Annotated in this window: 19 protein-coding genes and 2 tRNA genes; 13 read left to right on the top strand and 8 right to left on the bottom strand. The window is 35.7% G+C overall.

Features of this window, described 5'->3' with window-relative positions:
- The first annotated feature begins 164 nt into the window (after positions 1-164).
- From AAT17_RS02970 to AAT17_RS02985, 4 genes are all read left to right on the top strand, one after another.
- Positions 165-2513 carry a DUF2339 domain-containing protein gene (locus tag AAT17_RS02970; protein ID WP_060522881.1) on the top strand — a complete coding sequence of 783 codons (2349 nt, stop codon included), beginning with the start codon at positions 165-167 and terminating at the stop codon, positions 2511-2513.
- A complete protein-coding gene (locus AAT17_RS02975; RefSeq protein ID WP_060522882.1) occupies positions 2497-3726 on the top strand; it encodes a hypothetical protein in 1230 nt (409 codons plus the stop codon). The genes AAT17_RS02970 and AAT17_RS02975 overlap by 17 nt, the downstream gene beginning before the upstream one ends.
- 123 nt (positions 3727-3849) lie before the next feature.
- Complete coding sequence (locus AAT17_RS02980) at positions 3850-4248, top strand: transposase (protein ID WP_060522883.1); 399 nt, start codon at positions 3850-3852, stop codon at positions 4246-4248.
- 38 nt (positions 4249-4286) lie between these two features.
- Positions 4287-4838 carry a transposase gene (locus AAT17_RS02985; RefSeq protein WP_060522884.1) on the top strand — a complete coding sequence of 184 codons (552 nt, stop codon included), beginning with the start codon at positions 4287-4289 and terminating at the stop codon, positions 4836-4838.
- Positions 4839-5056: 218 nt separating this feature from the next.
- Here AAT17_RS02985 and AAT17_RS02990 read toward each other — a convergent pair whose 3' ends face one another.
- The 5 genes from AAT17_RS02990 to AAT17_RS03010 form a co-directional block, all read right to left on the bottom strand.
- Positions 5057-5419, bottom strand: coding sequence for a hypothetical protein (locus AAT17_RS02990; protein ID WP_060522885.1), 363 nt, complete (start codon positions 5417-5419; stop codon positions 5057-5059).
- Complete coding sequence (locus AAT17_RS02995; RefSeq protein ID WP_060522886.1) at positions 5416-5721, bottom strand: hypothetical protein; 306 nt, start codon at positions 5719-5721, stop codon at positions 5416-5418. Before AAT17_RS02995 ends, AAT17_RS02990 begins: the two co-directional genes overlap by 4 nt.
- A 65-nt stretch (positions 5722-5786) precedes the next feature.
- A complete protein-coding gene (gene carB, locus AAT17_RS03000; RefSeq protein ID WP_060522887.1) occupies positions 5787-8639 on the bottom strand; it encodes a carbamoyl-phosphate synthase large subunit in 2853 nt (950 codons plus the stop codon).
- Between the two features lie 99 nt (positions 8640-8738).
- On the bottom strand, positions 8739-8903 hold the full coding sequence (gene rpmH / locus AAT17_RS03005; protein WP_042278158.1) for a 50S ribosomal protein L34: 165 nt from the start codon (positions 8901-8903) through the stop codon (positions 8739-8741).
- Positions 8904-9080: 177 nt separating this feature from the next.
- Positions 9081-9863 carry an MBL fold metallo-hydrolase gene (locus tag AAT17_RS03010; RefSeq protein ID WP_042278153.1) on the bottom strand — a complete coding sequence of 261 codons (783 nt, stop codon included), beginning with the start codon at positions 9861-9863 and terminating at the stop codon, positions 9081-9083.
- Between the two features lie 162 nt (positions 9864-10025).
- Between AAT17_RS03010 and AAT17_RS03015 the strand changes: the two genes are divergently transcribed.
- Together AAT17_RS03015 and AAT17_RS03020 are read left to right on the top strand one after the other, a co-directional pair.
- A complete protein-coding gene (locus AAT17_RS03015; protein WP_060522888.1) occupies positions 10026-11492 on the top strand; it encodes an alkaline phosphatase PhoX in 1467 nt (488 codons plus the stop codon).
- A gap of 41 nt (positions 11493-11533) precedes the next feature.
- A complete protein-coding gene (locus AAT17_RS03020) occupies positions 11534-13327 on the top strand; it encodes a cytochrome-c peroxidase (protein ID WP_216598167.1) in 1794 nt (597 codons plus the stop codon).
- On the opposite strand, the gene AAT17_RS03025 is transcribed toward AAT17_RS03020, so the two are convergent.
- Positions 13301-14308 carry a formimidoylglutamase gene (locus tag AAT17_RS03025; protein ID WP_060522890.1) on the bottom strand — a complete coding sequence of 336 codons (1008 nt, stop codon included), beginning with the start codon at positions 14306-14308 and terminating at the stop codon, positions 13301-13303. The two genes, AAT17_RS03020 and AAT17_RS03025, sit on opposite strands and share 27 nt — an antisense overlap.
- A 2-nt stretch (positions 14309-14310) precedes the next feature.
- Positions 14311-15564, bottom strand: coding sequence for an imidazolonepropionase (hutI, locus tag AAT17_RS03030; protein WP_060522891.1), 1254 nt, complete (start codon positions 15562-15564; stop codon positions 14311-14313).
- Positions 15565-15650: 86 nt separating this feature from the next.
- On the opposite strand from hutI, the gene AAT17_RS03035 reads away from it, so the two are divergent.
- The 4 genes from AAT17_RS03035 to AAT17_RS03050 all read left to right on the top strand — a co-directional run bounded on the left by AAT17_RS03035 (position 15651) and on the right by AAT17_RS03050 (position 18910).
- On the top strand, positions 15651-16796 hold the full coding sequence (locus AAT17_RS03035) for a PLP-dependent aspartate aminotransferase family protein (RefSeq protein ID WP_042278473.1): 1146 nt from the start codon (positions 15651-15653) through the stop codon (positions 16794-16796).
- Positions 16797-16804: 8 nt separating this feature from the next.
- Positions 16805-17521 carry a bacillithiol biosynthesis deacetylase BshB1 gene (gene bshB1 / locus AAT17_RS03040; protein WP_060524960.1) on the top strand — a complete coding sequence of 239 codons (717 nt, stop codon included), beginning with the start codon at positions 16805-16807 and terminating at the stop codon, positions 17519-17521.
- 106 nt (positions 17522-17627) lie between these two features.
- A tRNA-His gene (locus AAT17_RS03045) sits at positions 17628-17703 on the top strand.
- 367 nt (positions 17704-18070) lie between these two features.
- Entirely contained in the window at positions 18071-18910 is an 840-nt protein-coding gene (locus AAT17_RS03050; protein WP_042278143.1) for a M57 family metalloprotease, read from the top strand.
- A 53-nt stretch (positions 18911-18963) separates the two neighbouring features.
- Here the strand turns inward: AAT17_RS03050 and AAT17_RS03055 are convergent, their stop codons facing one another.
- Positions 18964-19482 (bottom strand): adenine phosphoribosyltransferase, encoded by a 519-nt coding sequence (locus tag AAT17_RS03055; protein WP_042278141.1) that lies wholly within the window; start codon positions 19480-19482, stop codon positions 18964-18966.
- 117 nt (positions 19483-19599) lie between these two features.
- Here AAT17_RS03055 and AAT17_RS03060 point away from each other — a divergent pair.
- The 3 genes from AAT17_RS03060 to AAT17_RS13560 all read left to right on the top strand — a co-directional run bounded on the left by AAT17_RS03060 (position 19600) and on the right by AAT17_RS13560 (position 21528).
- Positions 19600-19673: transfer RNA gene (locus AAT17_RS03060), tRNA-Arg, on the top strand.
- 234 nt (positions 19674-19907) lie between these two features.
- Entirely contained in the window at positions 19908-21173 is a 1266-nt protein-coding gene (locus AAT17_RS03065) for a site-specific integrase (protein ID WP_060522892.1), read from the top strand.
- Positions 21174-21270: 97 nt separating this feature from the next.
- Complete coding sequence (locus tag AAT17_RS13560) at positions 21271-21528, top strand: DUF6660 family protein (protein WP_367379289.1); 258 nt, start codon at positions 21271-21273, stop codon at positions 21526-21528.
- Positions 21529-21635: the final 107 nt, after the last annotated feature.

The raw sequence follows: 21635 nt of genomic DNA on the forward strand, positions 1-21635 counted from the left end.
TTGTTACGCTTTCGCGAAAGCGTAATCTCACCAACACCTTTCAATCAATCGATCTACTCACTCCTTAGGATTTATAGAATTTTAGTAAAGACTTTTCTTATACCAAGGTTGTGGATAAATGATTACCTTCACCCTAAATACTGGCTTAACCAAGACTTCCTTTTATGAGCAACGACCGACTTAATGACCTTATTTACAAGCTGCAATATCTAGAGCGGAAACAAGAAGAGTATGCACGCAACATGAAGCAGTTACGTGAGGAAATTCAAGCTTTTAAGAAGGACAGCTTGGTACAGGAATCTCAGGATCAACCAGTAAAACAACAACCTAAACCTGTATCAGAATTAACTGAAACCGTTGAGAAAAAACAAACCTCAACCGAACAGCCAATAAAAAAATTTGACAAGCTAGATCCACAGGTTAATGATAGGTTTAATGATGAGAATAAAAAAACCTCAACAAACAGCCTAGAAAAATTTGTAGGAGAAAATCTGCTTAATAAAATCGGTATTTTAATCACAATTATTGGGGTAATTATTGGGGTAAAGTATTCAATTGAAAATAACCTGATAAGCCCACTTACTAGAATTATTCTAGGTTATATCACTGGTATCTCGTTACTGGGAATCGGAATTAAGTTAAAGAAGAAATACGAACCATACAGTGCGGTGCTAGTAAGCGGTGCGATGTGTGTGATGTATTTTGTCACCTTTTCTGGGTATAGCTTCTACCATTTATATTCCCAATCGGTCGCCTTTATTTTGATGGCCTTATTTACCCTATTTACCGTAATCACAGCACTTAAATACGACCGCTCTATTATCGCACATTTAGGACTTATAGGCGCCTATGCCGTACCTTTTTTTTTAAGTGATGGTTCTGGTAGGATGGCGATACTGTTTAGTTATATTTCTCTTATTAATTTTGGAATTCTTGCCATTGCCTTTAAAAAGGAATGGAAATCACTTTACTATGTCGCCTTTGGCGCTACGTGGCTCATTTTTATAACTTGGTCAATAACCAGCTATGACGTAAACGATCACCTAGGTAAAGCTCTGTTCTTTTCTAGTCTTATTTTTCTCACCTTTTATACGATGTTTATCGTTTACAAACTGGTACAAAAAGAAGTGTATACGGTAATCGATATTGTCATGCTACTGGCGAATTCGTTATTGTTTTTTGCGACCGGTTATTTACTCCTAGAGTCCCATTCAAGTACAAGGGATTTTACTGGATTATTCACACTATTAAATGCTGTAATTCACTTTATAGTTGCTGTTATAATCCATAAGAAGCAATTAGCTTCTAACAATCTATTTTATTTGGTAGCTGCCCTAGTGTTAAGTTTTATTACCCTTGCAATTCCTGTTCAGCTCGATGGTGAATGGGTAACTGTATCATGGACAGTTCTTGCTGCTGTTCTTTTTGCAATAGGGCGAATTAAAAATATTGCTCCCTATGAAAAAATAGCTTACGCGATTATTATTCTAGCAACCTTCAGTTTGATTGAAGACTGGGATCAACTTAACCGTGAGATTTATGATTCAAATTTGAAAGCTTTGTGGCATACTACCTTTTTTACAGGATTGTTTTATATAATAGGATTAGGTAGCATCAATTATCTCTACTTTAATAAAAAGCGAGCGATTCCAGAATTCACAATTACTGGATTCTTTCACGTAATGCATTATGTTTTACCATCATTATTAATAATGATGTCTTATGTAATTTTTAAAGTTGAAATTGATATTTACTGGGAACATGCACGTAACATATCAAGCAAAACGCTCACAGCCTTGTATGGTGGTACACGCTATGATAGAAATGTAACTTTACTACATGACACTTGGCTTTTGTTTTATTCGTTTGGATTTGTGGCTTTACTAGCAGGAATTAATTTAAAATGGATTAAAAACAAAATACTTGGCCAAGTCAATTGTGGGTTTATAGGATTTTCTATTCTTGTGCTCCTGATAGCAGGATTATGGAACTTCAGTGAGCTTAGGGATTCCTATTTAGATAGAGTTAAGGATGGTTATACCAGTATTTCTTTATGGCAGGTCAATTTGAGGTATCTAGGAATCACTACAGCTGTATTACTGCATTACCTTATACGATTACATTATAAGGAAAACTACCTAGGTAAAGCCTTTGCTAAGCCCATAGTTTTGTTTGTACACACTACTATTCTATGGATTTTGAGCAGTGAATTATTGCACTGGATGGATTTTGCTGGAGTAAGCAATAACTACAAGTTGGGTTTAAGTATTCTGTGGGCTGTATATTCATTAGGTTTAGTAATTCTAGGAATTTGGAAACGCAAACAATACATTAGAATCACTGCCATAACCTTATTTGGACTTACACTGGTAAAATTGTTTTTCTACGACCTCACCTATTTGAACACCATTTCTAAAACTATAGTATTTATAAGCATAGGAGCTTTGATGCTGATTGCATCCTTCTTGTACAATAAATTCAATAAACAAATCACAGATGAATCAGAAGAATAAACTGGCATTTCTCTTTCTTTTTATAGCCTCATTGACTTTTGCTCAACTCCATACTTATGAGTATAAGCGCAGAATAGAGCAACCGACGGATAGTTGGCACAAAATAAATCTAAAGCCAGAAATGTATAAGCATCTCAATCAACGATTGTCTGATATGCGTATTTATGGAGTTTCTAAAACAGATACAACGCAGGTTCCATTTTTAATGCATTCAAGCGCTAGTAAAAAAGTAAATAGAGATCTTGCTTTTGAACTTATCAATCAAACCAAAAATGAAGATGGTATCTTCTTTACTTTTAAATTGGAGGACGCACAAGTAATAAATAAAATACATCTAGATTTTATTGAGACAAACTTTGATTGGAAGATTCAACTAGATGCTAGCAATGACCAAAAAGAATGGTATACTTTACTAGACGATTATAGAATTACTAGTATTAAAAACAAACAGGTTACTTATCAATATAGTCAATTGCATTTTGAATCTAGTGAATATCAATACTATCGAGTGTTAGTTAAAAACATAGATAAAGCAGAGCTAGACCGAGCGAGATTAAGACGTTTTGAAGTAGAAAAAGGAGAGAACATCTCATACCCATCAACAATCACAAAAAAGGAAACAACAAATTCCAATGAAAGTCTCGTATTTGCTGAGATGGATAATACTGCGCGCATAAGTAGAGTTCTTATTAACATTAAATCAAATTTCGATTACTACCGTCCTTTTAAGCTAGAATATTTAGCTGATAGTGTAAAATTAGATGATGGTTATCGCTATCAGTATGCCACCTTAGTCACAGGTGTTTTAGATTCTAGTAGCGATAATACCTATACCTTTCCAGCAACCACTTGTAAAAAGATGCGATTAAACATTTATAACGGCAACAATGAACCTTTATACGTAGACTCTTTTAACGTATCAGGATTTAGAGATTATTTGTTAGCTCGATTTACAAAGGAAGCCGATTTTTTTCTCGCCTATGGTAAAGAAAACGATCAACTACCTAGCTATGATATTGAAAAATTTAAAGACAACATTCCTGAAGAACTCACCTCATTATCCTTAGGAGAAGAAATTTTAATCATTCCCAATCAACCAATGGTAGAAGAAAATGGCTTATTTGAAAACAAATTGTGGCTGTGGATTCTTATGATAGTAGCCATTGTAATTATGGGAGGATTTACATTGAAAATGTTGAGGAGTGAGAGTTGATTTAATCTAACTTAATCCTCTTTCACAACGGGCGCGTCTGCGACGCGTTCGTTTTAAGCTGAGCATTTGCAATGCGACTTCATGAAATTAAATTAAACCCTAAATATTCTGTACTTTTATACGATGTCAGAAAAGTATAAGGTTAGAGATCAAGACGAAAATTATTTTTTAACGCTAACTGTGGTTCAATGGATCGATTTATTTACACGAGATCGCTATATCCATATTTTTGAAGATGCACTGAATTACTGTATTGAGGAAAAAGGTCTTGTGGTGTTTGCTTATGTGATCATGCCCAGTCATATCCATATGATCGTAGGGACTAAAAACAAACCCATCAACGACATTATAAGGGATTTAAAAAAGTATACCTCAAAATCATTTATCGAGGCTATAAAAGAGCCTGGAGAAAGTAGAACAGAATGGTTGCTTCGTACTTTTTCTTTCTTTGCTAAAAAACCACGTCAGGCGCGTCTGCGACGCGTTCGTTTTAAGCTGAGCATTTGCAATGCGACTTCATGAAATTAAATTAAACCCTAAATATTCTGTACTTTTAAACGATGTCAGAAAAGTATAAGGTTAGAGATCAAGACGGTAATTATTTTATAACGCTAACTGTGATTCAATGGATCGATTTATTTACACGAGATCGCTATATCCATATTTTTGAAGATTCACTGAATTACTGTATTAAGGAAAAAGGTCTTGTGGTGTATGCTTATGTAATCATGCCCAGTCATATCCATATGATTGTAGGGACTAAAAACAAACCCATCAACGACATTATAAGGGATTTAAAAAAGTATACCTCAAAATCATTTATCGAGGCTATAAAAGAGCCTGGAGAAAGTAGAACAGAATGGTTGCTTAGTACTCTTTCTTTCTTTGCTAAAAAGTCAAAACGGCATACTCATTACAAAGTATGGAAAGACGGTTTTCATCCTAAAATAATGGATCGCAATAGAAAAATAGAAGCAACTTTTAATTACATACATTATAATCCTGTTGCAGCTGGATATGTAAGAAATGAACACGAGTGGATTCATAGCAGTGCAAGTGCTTATATTGATGGTGGACAATGTCCAGTTGAAATTACTAAATGGTTTGAATGAAATCGCATTGCCAATAAAAAAGTTTAAAGGCACGCGTTACAAACGCGCGCCACGAGGAAACGCGATTAGTGAAATATTCCCATACAGCGTACGTCTATGACACGTTTGTAAATAATAAGTTTGTAACGCCACGTCGCGCGCGTCTGTGACGCGTGCGCAATTAATACCGTGTTTGTAACGCGATCAAAACCTTAAATCCTGTCTAATCAGTAAAACACTTAATCTAACTTAATCCTCTTCTCATCTCTCTTAATCTGCTTTTCTAATTTATTTTTCCAAGGAAAGCTTATCCACATACCTATAATTCCAAAAAAAAGTAAACCTAAGACTTGATTAGTTTTTGTAAGTTGTCTGTTAGGCGCAAGGTTTAAAACATACCAAACACCATAAAACGAGATAGGTAAACTCAAAAAACTTAAAAAATACCACTTAAACGTGTATCCCGTCATAACCTGAGATAAAAGCTCTGGTTTTGCAAATTTTACAATAAGAAACGCAACAAAAACTAAGGAATAAGCAATAATTAAACCTCTAAAAATACTGGCGTGTTTGCGTATTTTATCTTTTTTGTCGTTAGTCATTTTCTACCTGATTTTTTAAGTTCTACTTCTGCCTCGTGCAACCAAAAACACAATGCTATTAATCCTAATATTAAGACTGTCAACGAGGAAAGTACTTTTTTGCTTGTGCTGGTTGTAAATAACATCCAAGTAACCACAGCTGCATAACTGCCCAAAAACAAGAAACTTATTAATATCCAGCTCCAATCTACATAGATCACATCTAATCCTGGCATAGGAAAAAGCCTATGAAGTAATTGAACAAGGAACAATAGAAATAGCAAAACAGTTGCAGATTTAATTACAGTTACATGGCTTCTCATATTATTTAAAAATAAAAGCCTTTGTTCAAACAAACAAAGGCTTTATCAATTAATTTAATTTGATATTATTTACTTAAATACATACGTCGACGTGCATATAAATCGTAGAACTCGTCATCCTTAAGGCTGTCAACAAATAAAATACTCTCACCAGTTGATTTCATTTCTGGACCTAATCTCTTGTCTACATTTGGAAATTTATTGAATGAAAACACAGGTTGCTTGATCGCATAACCTTCTAATTGTGGATTAAATTCAAAGTCAGTAACCTTTTTCTCTCCTAGCATTATTTTAGTAGCATAGTTTACATACGGTTCTCCGTAAGCTTTAGCAATAAAAGGTACTGTACGAGATGCTCTAGGATTAGCCTCGATAATGTAAACCGTATCATCTTTGATTGCAAACTGTATGTTGATCAAACCAACAGTCTTAAGTGCAAGTGCGATTTTTTTAGTGTGATCTTTAATTTGCTGCATTACAAGATCTCCTAGATTAAAAGGAGGCAATGTAGCGTTAGAATCACCAGAGTGTATTCCACATGGTTCAATGTGTTCCATGATACCTATGATATATACATTTTCACCATCACAAATAGCATCTGCTTCAGCCTCTATGGCACCATCTAGATAATGATCTAGTAAAAGAACGTTATTAGGTATTTTTCTTAAAATATCAACAACGTGTGCTTCTAGTTCTTGTTTATTGATCACAATTTTCATCCCTTGACCACCAAGTACGTATGAAGGACGCACTAGAATCGGGAAATCTAATTCATCGGCTACTTTTAAGGCCTCATCTGGCGTTGTTGCTGTATCAAATTTAGGATAAGGTATGTTGTTCTCTTTTAACAAGGTTGAAAAACGTCCACGATCTTCAGCTAGGTCCAGCGCGTCGTAGCTTGTACCCATAATTTTAATACCGTAACGATCCAGTTTCTCAGCTAGTTTAAGCGCTGTTTGTCCACCTAATTGAACTATAACTCCTTCTGGCTTTTCATGACGAATAATATCATAAATATGTTCCCAGAATACAGGTTCAAAATACAGCTTATCAGCTGTGTCAAAATCGGTAGACACAGTCTCAGGATTACAGTTAATCATGATAGTCTCATAACCACATTCTTGAGCAGCATATACACCATGAACACAACAGTAATCAAATTCAATTCCTTGGCCTATACGGTTAGGACCTGATCCTAATACAATAATTTTCTTTTTATCCGATACAACACTTTCATTTTGCGCAAACCTCTTACCATCGGCAGTTTGCATCTCTGCCTCAAAGGTTGAGTAGTAATAAGGTGTCATAGCAGGAAATTCTGCAGCACACGTATCTACGAGCTTATAAACACGGTTAATGTTCATCTCGTCTCTTTTGTTGTATACCTCACTTTCTAGGCAACCTAGCATGTGTGCTATCTGTCTATCGGCAAATCCTTTTTGTTTAGCTTCTAAGAGTAGCTTTCGCGAAAGCGTGTTTATATCAAACTTTGAAATCTCCTTTTCTAGTTGGTGCAATTCCTCAAACTGCTGCAAGAACCACATGTCAATACGAGTGATCTCATGAATACGTGAAAGAGAAATTCCCATTTCAATAGCATCATATAGTGCAAAAACCCTATCCCAACTTGCATTGGTCAACTTATCAATCACTTGGTTGTAGTCACGGTAACCCTTACCATCGGCACCTAGTCCGTTTCTTTTAATTTCCAGTGACTGGGTTGCTTTGTGCAAAGCTTCTTGGAATGATCTACCAATTCCCATCACCTCACCTACGGCTTTCATTTGTAAGCCTAGTGTGCGGTCTGAGCCTTCAAACTTATCAAAGTTCCATCGTGGAATTTTAACAATTACATAATCGATTGTAGGTTCAAACAAGGCAGATGTACTACCAGTGATCTGGTTATTCAACTCATCAAGAGTATAACCTAAGGCAAGTTTAGTAGCTATTTTTGCGATTGGATAACCGGTAGCTTTACTTGCAAGCGCCGATGATCTAGAAACACGAGGATTAATTTCAATGGCAATGATTTCCTCTTTTTCGTCTGGACTAACAGCAAATTGAACATTACAACCACCTTCAAATTCACCTATACTGCGCATCATATGGATAGCCATATCACGCATTTTTTGATACGTACGATCTGATAAGGTCATAGCAGGTGCTACTGTAATAGAATCACCTGTATGAATTCCCATAGGATCCATGTTTTCAATAACACAGATGATTACTACGTTATCATTTTTATCGCGTAATAATTCTAATTCGTATTCTTTCCAACCTAGCAAGGCTTTATCGATCATTACTTCATGAATAGGAGAAGCCTCTAGTCCACGACGTAGTAATTCATCATAATCTTCTTCCTTGTGAACAATTGCTGCTCCTGCACCACCTAAAGTAAAGGATGATCTTATACAAAGAGGAAATCCGAATTCCTGCGCAATTTCTTTTCCTTTTAAGAATGATGTAGCAGTAGCTTGTGGCGCCATACCTACACCTATTTTTTCCATGAGTTCTCTAAACTTCTCACGATCCTCGGTGATATTAATAGCATCAATATTTACACCGATTAAGTCTACACCGTGCTCTTCCCAAATTCCTTTTTCTTGCGCTTCAATACACAAGTTAAGAGCTGTTTGTCCTCCCATTGTCGGTAACACTGCATCAATTTGTGGATGCTCTTTTAGAATCTTTCTAATTGAGTTTGTGTTAAGCGGTAGCAAGTATACATGATCTGCCATACTAGGGTCAGTCATAATAGTCGCAGGATTTGAATTGATAAGTATGGTTTCAATACCATCTTCACGCAGTGATCTCAATGCTTGAGAACCTGAGTAGTCAAATTCACATGCTTGTCCAATAATAATTGGACCGCTACCTATAAGTAATATGGATTTTAAGTCTGATCGTTTAGCCATCGGTGTGGAAATGTGTAATTTAGGAATTCAAAGATAAGTTATAAAAAAAGGCGTTAACCCTTAAGATTAACGCCTTTATTAAGTAATAATGAACAATCATTATTTTTTATGTCTTCTTTCAGTAGAAACAGATAATTTTTTACGTCCTTTTGCTCTACGACGAGCTAGTACTTTACGACCGTTTGCTGAAGCCATACGCTCGCGGAAACCGTGTTTGTTTCTTCTTTTTCTCTTACTAGGTTGATATGTTCTCTTCTGTGCCATAGCTCAAAAATCTGTTTCAATAAATTATAAAGAAGGTACCATACCTTCATTTTAAATCGGGTGCAAAGATAATCTTATTTTATACATGTACAATAATTAAGAAAAGTTTTTTTGATTATTTCGCTTCCGCGAAAGCGTAACTTTTTAAATTTAAAAGAAATCAAAAATCATTCTTACTTATCCATTATCTCTATTTGGATACCACTCCATCAAACTTACTTTGATGTCGGAATTAACCTCTTCAATAGATTTTTTGAATTTCTCTACATCTTGATAACCATCGGTACCGCGATAATGATAAGGAATCACCTCTTGTGGTTGAAACTGTAAAACAGCATTTGCCGCTTGCTCTATATCCATAGTATATGGTAGGTTCATACAAACAATGGCTTTATTAATATTCTCAAGATTACGCATTTCTGGAATATCCTCAGTATCACCAGAAATGTAAACTCGATAACCGTTTTTTTCAATGACATAACCATTACCGCGTCCCTTTTCATGAAATTTTAATCTGTCTTCAGTAAGATTATACATAGGAATTGAAGTTATAGTAAAGTCCTGGATCGTTTTTACTTCTCCATTATTAAGAATTATAGGTTCAAAATCTTCTCCTAATTTATCAGCCACTGCCTGTGGTGTTATTAATGTAGCATTTCCTTGTGTTGCTTTAAGGGTTTCGGCATTCATGTGATCACCATGAATATCAGTCACGAGCTGAATATTCGGGTTTTTCATTCCTTCAAAAGCTTGTGCGCCTCCTACAGGATCCACGTAAAATACGGTACCATCCCATTCCATGGAAAAAGTAGCATGAGATATCGGGTTTATCGACAACTCGGGTTCATAATTAGTCTGTTCTTCAACCATTACTTCTTCCTCAATGACTTCTTTTTTATTTTCCTCTTTACAAGAAAGAGTGACAGCAAGAACTAAAAAACTTAAAATAATTTTATTCATTTTGATATTTATTTGATTTTCAATAGATGTAACAATGAGTTAAAGTTAAAGTAAAGTGTTTTCGCAAAATGTTTACGTGGAGTTAAGATTTTAATAGCGGTTTTAAAACCTGACCATGATCGATGTGTGAATAGTTTTGACAACCTAAAAATTTTAAAACACATGAAAATTAAATTACTAACCGCTAGCCTTTTAGCAACTGCTATTTTTATCTCTTGTAACGACGATGATAATCAAGCTTCAAATCCGCAAGCTGACAGCATCGATTTTAAAGCTCACTCCGTTACCGGTAATTACCTTAAAACAACATCTGACTTCTCTTCAGTAAAAGTATACCCAATACTATCTAGTGAAGATCAATTGACTGAATCTCCAAATTTCGTATACGGATCAATGGCCGATGGAATGGGATTAATTTACAACCGCGCCGATGATAACTTCACTCTTATCAATAACATTGAAGCAGATTACTCCATAGCTAGAATCACCTTGGACAATACCTTTAAACCTGTAAAAGGTGAGTATATTTTAAGTGAGTCGGCAACAGCAAGTACCGCTCAATGTTCTGGATCATTAATTACTCCAGAGGAACATGGCTTTGGACCGCTTTATTTATCAGGTGGTGAATGGGGTGGATCATCTAAAGGTGTATTCGTAACTGAACCTACAAAACCTTCTAGTGCTCGCACTACTCCAGAATTGTTAACTGCTATGGGACAATGGAGTACTGAAAATGCAGTAGCGATAGGTAAAGATGCTTATCAAGATAAAACTGTTGTTTTTATTGGTGACGATCATTCTGATAATAACATTCCTTCTGGACAATTAGGAATGTACGTAGGTGATAGAGGTGATCTTTACAGTGGTAAATTATACGGTCTTAAAGTTACTTCCAGCGGTATTAACTATGAAATGGACATGCAAGAAGGTCAAACATACACAGCCGAATTTGTAGAACTTAATCAGCGTAACATTGATCTACTAGATGCTGAGGCTAAACAAAAAGGCGTTATGGGATTCTCTAGACTTGAAGATATCGACTGGAGAAGAGGAAACGCAGCTAATCAAAGAGAAGTTTATATCGCCGTAACTGGTAGAGACAAACCAGGTTTGATAGGAAAAGGAACTAGATATGGTCGTGTGTACAAAGTAGTACTTAATGAGAATGATCCTACAGGACCTGCTACTATTACTTGTGTGTTAGATGGTGATAAGGTTAATGGAAAAGCATGGGGATTCCATAGTCCAGATAATATTCTTGTTACAGAAAACTATGCATACATTCAAGAAGATCCTAATGGATACTTTGACGATCCTGCAAGACAACACTATGCAAGAATGTATCAATACGACCTAAACAACGGTACTGTAAAAACAGTTCTTGAATGTGACCAAGTTGCTGCTGCTGCTGTAGGAGTAGGAACTGAAAATAGCATTTGGGAAATAACAGGAATGATTGATATCTCTATGCAAACTGGCATACCAGGATCTTTCCTAATTGCTACACAAAATCACGGATGGGAACCTGCCGATGGTAGCGCCTTCTCTGATCCTACTGCGGTTATAGATGTTGCAAACAGCCGTAAAGAAGGTAGTATGTTGTATGTAATTACAGGATTAGAACAATAATCATGTTACGTATTAAAAATAATATTTTAAAGGCTTGCCTCATGGCAAGCCTTATTCTCTTAAATTACGCCTGTAAGCAACCTCAAGAATATTCCCATATAAGTACCACCAAGCACTGGGAAGAACTTGAGTCTACTTATAAAAAGGAACTTATTGAAAATCGTGATCTTCTCGATTCTATTAGTGAGACCAAGGAGATCAAAGTAATGAGGGATTTGTTTAAAGTTTCTAGACAAAATTTCAAATCTCTTGAGCCCGTTCTATCATTTCATGATAAGCAAGTTTATGCTAGTTTGAACGCTCCGAATATACTGAAGGTAGAAGAGGAAGATGCTACAGATATCAAAGAACTTAATCCATTAAGTTTTCAATCTTTAGAGGAAAATATTTTCGGTGAAAATCCCGACCTCATACTTGCTCAAAAAACTGCTCATCACATGAGTAATAAAATGGATGCACTTGCTCGCAATGCCGATTTTTCTCACTATCAAACCTATCATGTATTATGGATGGTCCGTAATCAAATCCTACGTACAACATCCACAGGAATTACTGGCTATGACAGTCCAGTTTTACAAAACAGTTTAGAGGATGCTGTTTCCGCTTTCGCGAAAGCGGAATACCTCATCAATCTAGTGTTAACCAAACACCCTAATGAATCTCTAGCTAAACAATGGGAAAACGCATTTACCGCAAATACCAACTATTTAAAAAAACATTCCTTTTCTTCTTTTGATCGTTATCATTACATTAGAAATCATTGTGATCCCATGCTTAAATTATGGGCACAAACAGTAAAAGAATTGACCATTCATTTTCCACTAGAAATGGCGGTATCTAATGAAGCAGAAGCATTATTTTCTAACGAATTACTCAATCTAGATCATTTTGCAGGTTACCTAGTAGAAACACTTACACAAGAAAAAATTGAGCTGGGAAAAAAACTATTCAATGAGAAAGGGTTTTCAAGTAACGGAGCAATAAGCTGTGCTACTTGTCATGTAGATAAACTAGCATTTACAGACGGACTTGCAAAAAGTAAGGATCAAAAACGAAATAGCCCTAGCCTAACCTATGTAGCTTATCAAAATAATTTTTTCTATGATAAGAGATCAGGAAGTTTAGAAGGACAGATTATTAATGTAGTTGAAAATGAAACAGAATTTCACACTGATGTTTCTAAACTATTACAAGTGGTAAAGCAGAATGAGGATTATTTGAAATCAATTACCACTCTTTATCCTGATCAACCTTTAAATGAATCAACTGTAAGAAGATCCATAGCAGACTATTTACGCAGCTTAAATAGCTGGGATTCAAAATGGGACAGAAATCTACGAGGAGAAGAATCCAGCTTAACTTCGTCAGAAATAAATGGTTTTAATTTATTCATGGGCAGGGCACAATGTGCTACTTGTCATTTTGCCCCAGTTTTTAATGGTACTATTCCGCCTGATTTCACTGAAACCGAAATTGAACATTTGGGAACTCCTGCAACAATTGAAAACACAAATGCTACAATTGATGAAGACCTAGGTGTGTATGAGGTTTATCAAACTGAATCTAGAAAACACTTTTTTAAAACTCCTAGTTTGCGCAATGTTGAAATCACATCACCGTATATGCACAATGGTGTCTACAGCACACTTGAGCAAGTAATTGATTTTTATAATCGTGGTGGTGGTTATGGTATTGGAATAACTGATCAAGAATATCAAACCTTGCCACCAGATCCATTAGACCTTACTAAACAAGAACAAACTGATCTCATAAATTTTCTAAAAACCCTAACAGACCAACGATACGAATCAAATGTTGATCAAAGTATTTACTAAATAGGAAAGCGCCTTTCCTACTTGGTTTTTATAACCATAAACAGGAGCAGCTTCGCATATATGAATATAGCGAGGCTGTCCTTTTTTGACTATTTCGGTAACTATATCTATTAATTCTTGAAATGAAAAACCTACAGGAGATTGTGCGCTACTTGGAAAGTCTTTTACTACGTCCATATCAATTTCAAGAGCAAAGTGTTCCAGTTTAATTTTATCAAACACCTGTTCTACTCTTTGAGTAATGTCTATTCTATCTGTTATAAAATCTGCCGATATTCTCAAATCATGATCTATGAGTTCTTGCATTTGAGTAGTAAGAGCACCAGGCTGTAATCCTATTGCATGATACCTGCCGATTGCTCCGTCTTTAAGTGCGTGAGAAAATCCATTACCGCTGTGTCTTCCTATTGCTGGTCGCAAATCAGTATGTGCGTCAATATTCACTACATCAATTGCATGATCTACAGCTGTTGCTTTTAATAAAGGGTATGCATTATTATGACCGCCACCTATTACTATAGGGATTTTTCCTAATTGAACGATTTGACTTATGACCTGTTCTACACGTTTATCTATTTCTTGTACACATTTACTTAAAATCAAACGATCATCTGGATGATAGGAATAAAGACCTTCACAAACATCCATTTGATCCTCGGTCTTTATAGTTCCTAATAAAGCAATATTATCTACTGAGCGATATTTATTAATTTGAGTAGAAAGAAATATCGGTAAAAATGAATCCCAAGCTTCACTAGCTCCTACTCTACCAAAATTTGCTCTTACACCGATATCCTCTGGTATTCCTAGTAAGACATATTTTTCTTGACAACGCACTAAATCTGCATAACTATTAAGAAAGGTTATTTTTTCTGCATAAACAACAGAGGCGTCTTCCCTTTCTTTAAAACTAGCAATTTGGGATCGGTGATTTACAAATTGCTTTTGAGCCGATTTGTCAATAAATTTAACGTAATTCATACCTACATAAAAGTTCCTGAAATCATCACTTTATCAATTTGTGATGTTCCAAAATTATAAGGAATTCCAGCTAGATTATCAATATTTTTAAAGAATAATAAGTCGGCTCTTTTTCCTTTGGTTATACTTCCTACTGATTCATCAAGCTCTACAGCTGCGGCAGCGTTAATAGTTAGCGCATTAAAAGCTTGTTGCGGTGTCATTTTCATTTTAATACAAGCTAAGGAAAAAACAAAATTCAAATTTCCCGATGGTGTACTGCCTGGATTATAGTCACTAGCTAGTGCAACCGCAATATCTTTATCCATTAAATCATGAACAGGTGTGTAATCTAATCCTAAGAAAAAACTGCAACTAGGTAAAGCCGTAGCAATTGTGTTTGAATTACTCAGTGATTTTAAGTCTTGGTTTTCTAGAACTTCAAGGTGATCTACACTTATAGCATTATGTTCTACCGCTTTTTCGATAGCTCCCAATGCATTAAACTGATTTACATGGACCTTTGCTTTTAAACCGTATTTTGCTCCAGCTTCTAAAATTTGGACCATTTGTGAAACTGAAAAGTAATTTTTTTCACAAAAGACATCGATATAATCTGCAAGATTTTCAGAGGCTACCTTAGGTAGCATTTCTGCAATGATAAAATCGACATAGCCTTGTTTATTGTCTTTATACTTCAATGGCACCGCATGAGCTCCTAGAAAAGTAGCTTTGATAGATATAAATACTCCAGGTGATAGCTCTGTTTCCTTAAGGCGTTTAATAACTCTAAGCATTTTTAACTCGCCTTCCATGGATAATCCGTATCCACTTTTAATCTCAATAGATGTTGTTCCTGTTTTTACTACCTCTTTCAGTCTTATTAATGCTTGTTCGTACAATTCATCTTCGCTCATATTTTGTAATCTGGCGGCACTATTTAAAATTCCTCCACCACGAGCAGCAATTTGTTCATAGGTTAATCCGTTGATTCTGTCCTCAAATTCCTTTTCCCTTGTAGCTGCAAAAACAAGGTGAGTATGACTATCAACATATCCAGGAGTTACTATAGTATTTTGCACATCGACTATTTGATCCTGGTTTTCAACAACAACTAGATCACTCATTATTCCAAAATCCTCAATTACACCATCTTTTATCTTGATAAAAGCATTTTTAATGCTGGGACATTCCTTCATTTGACTGCCTATTACTCTTTTGATGGATGCGTCACGTATTTGAAAAAGTTCCTTAATATTAGTGTAAACAGTAGTCATTTATAATTGGATTTTGTAATCAGGTAAAGGTATGTTTTTGCAGGTAATTGTGACAAGATGTGATAGACAGTTCTTACATTCGCTTTATGAAAAAAAATATTAATTACCTGTGCGTTCATTCTGGGCAATTAAGAGATGACAAATACGGTGGTGCTACCGCTCCATTGTACCTATCTACAGCCTACGATTACCGCAATCCTGGCACTAATTTATATCCTCGTTACATGAATACACCTAATCAAGTTGCGTTGGGTGAAAAGATGGCTGCATTAGAAAATACAGAGGCCGGACTCATTTTAGCGAGTGGTATGGCTGCCATAAGTGCTGTTTTCATGAGCTTTTTGAAAACTGGTGACCACATCATTTTACAAAGGGCTATTTACGGTGGAACAGCACATTTTGCCGCTGCCGAATTTAAAAATACGGGTATTGAATTTACCATGGTTGAACGTATTAATGAAGAAAACCTTCAAAAAGCTCTTCGACCGAATACTAAAATGATTTATGTAGAAACACCTAGTAATCCTTTACTAGAGCTTGTTGATCTTGAAGTTGTTTCCGCTTTCGCGAAAGCGAACAAATTAAAATCTGTAATCGATAACACCTTTGCCTCACCTGTTAATCAAACACCAGCAGATTTTGGGATTGATATTATAATTCACAGTGCTACCAAGTATTTAGGTGGACACAGCGACATAACAGCAGGAACGGTAAGTGGCTCACAACAGGATATTGATCGTGTGTGGAATACAGCTAAAAATTATGGAGGCAGCATAAGTGATCAAACCGCGTGGATGCTAGATCGCAGTATAAAAACTCTAGGATTAAGAGTCAAAAAGCAATCGAAAAATGCAAAAAAACTGGCTAAGTTTTTAGAGTTACATCCGTTAATTAGAAAAGTGAACTATCCTGGATTGCCATCACATCCTGATTACGAAATTGCAACAAATCAAATGAAAGGCTATGGTGGTATGCTCTCTTTTGAGCTCAAAAGTTCTGTAAAAACGGATAAATTTTTAGAAGCACTAAACTTAATTCAGCCAGCATTAAGTCTTGCAGGAGTTGAAAGTACTATCCTAGCTCCTAGTTTAACCTCACATAGTTTGTTGACACCAGAACAAAGAGCTGAGCAAGGAATAAGTGATGACTTGCTTAGGTTATCTGTAGGTATTGAGGAAGTAGATTTGTTAATTAACGACATCGAACAAGCGATGGAGAAAAGCACAAAATAATGGGGACAATTAAATTAGATATACTTGCCATAGGTGCTCATCCTGATGATGTAGAATTAAGCTGTTCTGGTACATTAATCAAAGAGAAGTCATTAGGAAAAAAAATTGGTGTGCTTGATCTTACTCGTGGTGAATTAGGTTCACGAGGTAGTGCAGATATAAGAGATAGAGAAGCTGCAAATGCCGCTAAAGTTATGAATCTAGATGTAAGAGAAAATCTAGGATTTAAAGACGGCTTTTTTACTAACGATGAACATCATCAAATGGAAATCGTAAGGGTAATAAGAAAATATAGACCAGAAATCGTTTTATGTAACGCTATCGACGATCGTCATCCAGATCACGCAAAGGGTTCTAACCTAGCAAGTGTGAGCTGTTTTTTATCCGGTTTATTAAGGATTGAAACATTTTTAAATGGAAAAAAACAAGATCACTGGCGACCTAAACACGTTTATCATTATATACAATGGAAAGATATCGAACCAGATTTTGTTGTAGATATTTCAGGGTTTATAGATCAAAAATTAGAAGCAGTAATGGCTTATGAATCGCAGTTTTATAAAGCTGGTGATGAAGGTCCTAAAACCCCTATTAATTCGGAAAACTTCTTACAAAGTATAAAGTACAGGGCAGCAAATTTAGGTCGATTAACGGGAAGCAATTATGCCGAAGGATTTACAGTCGAACGATATCCTGCAATAAATAGTTTATTTGATTTAAAATAATTAAAAAAAATAGCGAGTATAATTTTTAAATGTTATAAATTTGCACCGCTTTAAAAGTCGTGGTTGAGATATCTTGAGCACCACGTTAAAAAACTCACATTGATATGGTGGTTGTAGCTCAGCTGGTTAGAGCGCCGGATTGTGGTTCCGGAGGTCGCCGGTTCGAAACCGGTCTTCCACCCAAAAAGCCTTAGATATTCTAAGGCTTTTTTTTTTTATTTCTATACTTATCGTGCGTTCCTAATAATTTATCATTGGACTTCCAATATTTTAATGTCTTTACACTATCACTGTGATGTTTTATCGCCAAAACGTTAAACATCAAGATTAAAATCAATTATCGTGCCGTATCGATTAACAAATGATAATTTTAATATTATGATGCACTTAATCGAAAATATAAAATGTAAAAATAGTCCTACATCAGTTTTAAGTATTTGAATATCATAATTTTATATATGGAATCATGAATTTTATGTAAAAAACGTATTTTGTTGCTAAGGATTTAATCTTCTAGTTTTAAGGCATTAACCTTTAAATTTTTTAAAAATGAAAAAATCCCTTATCAAATTATCAATGATTGGATTTGCATTAGTAGGTCTTTTAATTACTTCTTGTTCCTCGGATGAGTCACGAGAAGAAAATTTAGACAATCCTAGATTAAAAGCTATACAAGATCATGCTGTTAAACTTGGTTATAAAGTAGAAGACGTAGAATTAAAAGACTTTCTTCTACCTGATAACACTTCAATTGAACGTGTTTTTCTTCAAGATGATATTGCTTTAAGTGAAGATGAGTTCTTTGCGCTTGAACGAGAAGGAGATCTTGAAAAGCAATACAGAACTTTTAATCTAGTTAGCAGTTCAAACACTACAATTGATATACTAGGTTACACTGGTAATAATCAATATGGATTATCTTCTAAGGCACAGACTGGATTAAGATGGGCTGTAGCGAATTATAATCGTTTAAGTGGAGTAAGTCTGAATTTTAGACTGACTTTTGGAACTGACACTAATAGTGCCGATATGGTAGTTTACGATACTTCCTTTTCTAATTCTGGATCTGGTGGTGTAGCTGGATTTCCTTCTAATGGGCGTCCTTACAAATGGTGTCAAATCTATAATTTAGAAAGCTTTTCGACTAATGTGAATGAACATGTGATTTGTCATGAAATGGGCCACTCTATAGGTTTCCGTCACAGTGATTGGTTTTCTAGACAATCTTGTAATCAGTCTGGAGAATCTGCAGGTTCTGATGGGGCCGTTCATTTAGCTGGTACTCCAACTGGTTGGGATCCTACTAGCCTTATGAATGCATGTTTTTCTGGAAGTACAGGTGGAGAGTTTAATAATAACGACATCACTGCCCTACAGGCAATGTATTAAGTTAGATTTTTTTTGGAAGAAAAGCCCGAAGAATAACTTCGGGCTTTTTTTGATTAGTATTTTAAAATAGAGTGTGTTGATTCAGAAAACTGTTTTCTCCCATTTAAAAAGCCTAGTTCAAGTACAAAATTAGCATACACCTTACTTGCTCCTGCCTCCTTTAACAACGTTATAGCAGCCGCAGCTGTTCCTCCTGTGGCCAAAACATCATCATGAAGTAAAACTACATCATCCTCTTTAATCGATTTCTCCTGAATTTCTAATGAATCTGTTCCGTATTCTAGCTCATAGCTTGTTTTCAGTATTGGTCCAGGAAGTTTTCCAGGTTTACGTATCATAATAAATTTGGCCTTCAACTTTTGCGCAAGCAACATTCCAAATAAAAATCCTCTTGATTCTATACCAGCAACTACATCAATTCTTTTACCCTGATAAGGTTGGGTTAATTTATCTACGACATCACTTCTGATTTCATTAGTACTTAATAAACCAGAGATATCTTTAAAAATGATTCCTTGTTTAGGAAAATCTGGGACATCAACTACAATTGCTTTTAATTCTTTTTCAGTCATAGTTCAAAATTAAAAAACTGAATAAACTTTTTAATTAAAGTTATTTCAATATTTAAAAAATGATAGTATATTTGCAACCGCTTTGTGAGAAACATGTTTTCATTAGGCAACTATAATGGCCTCGTGGCGCAACTGAATAGCGCATCTGATTACGGCTCAGAAGGTTACAGGTTTGAATCCTGTCGAGGTCACTTTTAAGAATAACAATTCTTATCAAAACCACGCAAACACTATGTTTTGCGTGGTTTTGTAGTTTTTAGACTACCATTTAAATTGATACGATATAACCTAATATGGTAGGTAATCGGTCAGTTGTATTTCAAACTGTCAGTTGAACTGACAGAAACTGAAATACCTTTGAAAGCCTTGCTATAGTTGATTTGACATTCGTCAAGACGATTTGTAAAATCTAAAAGACGACAACTATGCGAAGTAAACAAAGCTTTAGTGTCAGTTTCTGGGCTGACCAAAAAAACGCCACAAATGGCGAAGCATTACTCTATGCTCGAGTAACGGTAAATCAAAAACGCTCGAACATCAGTCTAAAAAGGCGCGTTCCTGTGAATCAATGGGATGCAAAAAAGAGCCGTTGCAAAGGTGCTGGAGCTGGTGCGCGACAGCTTAATAATTACATTGAGCAATCTTACAACAAACTCTTTCAAATCTACCAAGACCTAACTTACAAAGAAGAGCTCGTCACAGCCAAAATTGTTAAAGCCAAATTTATAGGGGATGACGAAAAATCAAAATCCCTACTCGACCTAATCGAGTACCATAGCAAGAAGATTGAGAATACTCTGTCAAAGGGCACCATTAAAAATTTTGGTGTAACCGAGAGTTATCTCAAAAAGTTTTTAGAGAATGAAAAGAAAACCACAGATATCTATCTTAAGCAATTGGACTATAAATTTTTGATTGACTTTGAAAACTACCTGGCCAATGTATGGCCAGTTGGTCATCCAAGGGCAATGAGCCAAAATACTATAATGAAACACATTCAGCGCTTGCGCAAGATGGTGACACTTGCCTATCATTTGGAATGGCTCGAGCGCGACCCATTTGCAAGATGGAAACCCAAGTATGAAAAGACAAATCGCGAGTTTCTTTCACAAACTGAACTTGAGAATCTCGAGAATCACGATTTTAATAGCGAGCGATTGGACAGGGTACGTGATTTGTTCGTATTTAGTTGTTATACAGGTATCAGTTACGTCGACATTATGGCGCTCAAACCAGACAATGTGATGAAAGGTATAGACGGTGGGAACTGGATAGTTACCAAACGTCAAAAAACCAAGAGTTCTGTAAAAGTTCCATTGCTGGGTAGAGCCGAAGAAATTATTGAAAAATACAGTAATCATCCCATGACAGCTGTAACGGCTTCACTATTACCGATAATCACTAACGAGAAACTGAATGCCTATCTCAAAGAAGTAGCAAATCACGTAGGTATAAAAAAGAATTTGACGTTTCATATGGCGCGACACACTTTTGCCACTACCATTACACTTTCTAATGGGGTACCTATTGAAACGGTTTCTAAACTTCTGGGGCATACTAAGATTGCTACCACTCAGATTTATGCTCGAGTACTAGAACATAAAGTAAGTGCTGATATGGATAGGTTGAAAGACATTCTAAAATTACAGAAGAAGGGCCTAGACTCTAAACACGTCTCTTATATGGGATAAAACACTTTGCAATCCAGTTGCATTACAATTCTGTTATCTTTGTGTTGTGAAATTTATAGCAATCATATTATCCTTTTACTTCTTGGCACTAAATGCAGTGCCTTGTAGCGATTCAGGGAATGTTGCCGACGATTCGCAAGCCGTTTCAGTAGTTGATTTTGATGGTGACCACGGTGACGATTGTGAACTTTGCTCTCCTTTCTGTCAATGTCATTGCTGCCACGTGCACACGATACACTTTGGTATTGCCAAATTCGAACTGCTTCAAGCAACCATTCCTCAGGATAATTTTGCCCACTTCGATAGTATTGGAAAGGATATTACTTTCTCTCTCTTTCAGCCCCCACAGGTTTAATTCAGTTTTCGTAGGATAGCTATATCCTGTTTTGACGCGTCTTTATTTTAGATATGTCAATATAGTGCGTTGCATTTCTGTAATGCGCTCACAGAGAATTTAAACTG

Origin of the sequence: Nonlabens sp. MIC269 (assembly GCF_001430865.1) — a bacterium.
GTDB lineage: Bacteria > Bacteroidota > Bacteroidia > Flavobacteriales > Flavobacteriaceae > Nonlabens > Nonlabens tegetincola.

Bases quoted from the DNA above. Each gene is read 5' to 3' on its own strand.
- hutI (WP_060522891.1), bottom strand. From the start codon at position 15,564: ATGACTACTGTTTACACTAATATTAAGGAACTTTTTCAAATACGTGAC.
- AAT17_RS03015 (WP_060522888.1), top strand. From the start codon at position 10,026: ATGAAAATTAAATTACTAACCGCTAGCCTTTTAGCAACTGCTATTTTT.
- AAT17_RS03035 (WP_042278473.1), top strand. From the start codon at position 15,651: ATGAAAAAAAATATTAATTACCTGTGCGTTCATTCTGGGCAATTAAGA.
- AAT17_RS02985 (WP_060522884.1), top strand. From the start codon at position 4,287: ATGTCAGAAAAGTATAAGGTTAGAGATCAAGACGGTAATTATTTTATA.
- AAT17_RS02995 (WP_060522886.1), bottom strand. From the start codon at position 5,721: ATGAGAAGCCATGTAACTGTAATTAAATCTGCAACTGTTTTGCTATTT.
- AAT17_RS03065 (WP_060522892.1), top strand. From the start codon at position 19,908: ATGCGAAGTAAACAAAGCTTTAGTGTCAGTTTCTGGGCTGACCAAAAA.
- AAT17_RS03055 (WP_042278141.1), bottom strand. From the start codon at position 19,482: ATGACTGAAAAAGAATTAAAAGCAATTGTAGTTGATGTCCCAGATTTT.
- AAT17_RS03010 (WP_042278153.1), bottom strand. From the start codon at position 9,863: ATGAATAAAATTATTTTAAGTTTTTTAGTTCTTGCTGTCACTCTTTCT.
- AAT17_RS02990 (WP_060522885.1), bottom strand. From the start codon at position 5,419: ATGACTAACGACAAAAAAGATAAAATACGCAAACACGCCAGTATTTTT.
- AAT17_RS03025 (WP_060522890.1), bottom strand. From the start codon at position 14,308: ATGAATTACGTTAAATTTATTGACAAATCGGCTCAAAAGCAATTTGTA.
- AAT17_RS02970 (WP_060522881.1), top strand. From the start codon at position 165: ATGAGCAACGACCGACTTAATGACCTTATTTACAAGCTGCAATATCTA.
- AAT17_RS03020 (WP_216598167.1), top strand. From the start codon at position 11,534: ATGGCAAGCCTTATTCTCTTAAATTACGCCTGTAAGCAACCTCAAGAA.
- rpmH (WP_042278158.1), bottom strand. From the start codon at position 8,903: ATGGCACAGAAGAGAACATATCAACCTAGTAAGAGAAAAAGAAGAAAC.
- AAT17_RS02980 (WP_060522883.1), top strand. From the start codon at position 3,850: ATGTCAGAAAAGTATAAGGTTAGAGATCAAGACGAAAATTATTTTTTA.
- carB (WP_060522887.1), bottom strand. From the start codon at position 8,639: ATGGCTAAACGATCAGACTTAAAATCCATATTACTTATAGGTAGCGGT.
- AAT17_RS03050 (WP_042278143.1), top strand. From the start codon at position 18,071: ATGAAAAAATCCCTTATCAAATTATCAATGATTGGATTTGCATTAGTA.
- AAT17_RS02975 (WP_060522882.1), top strand. From the start codon at position 2,497: ATGAATCAGAAGAATAAACTGGCATTTCTCTTTCTTTTTATAGCCTCA.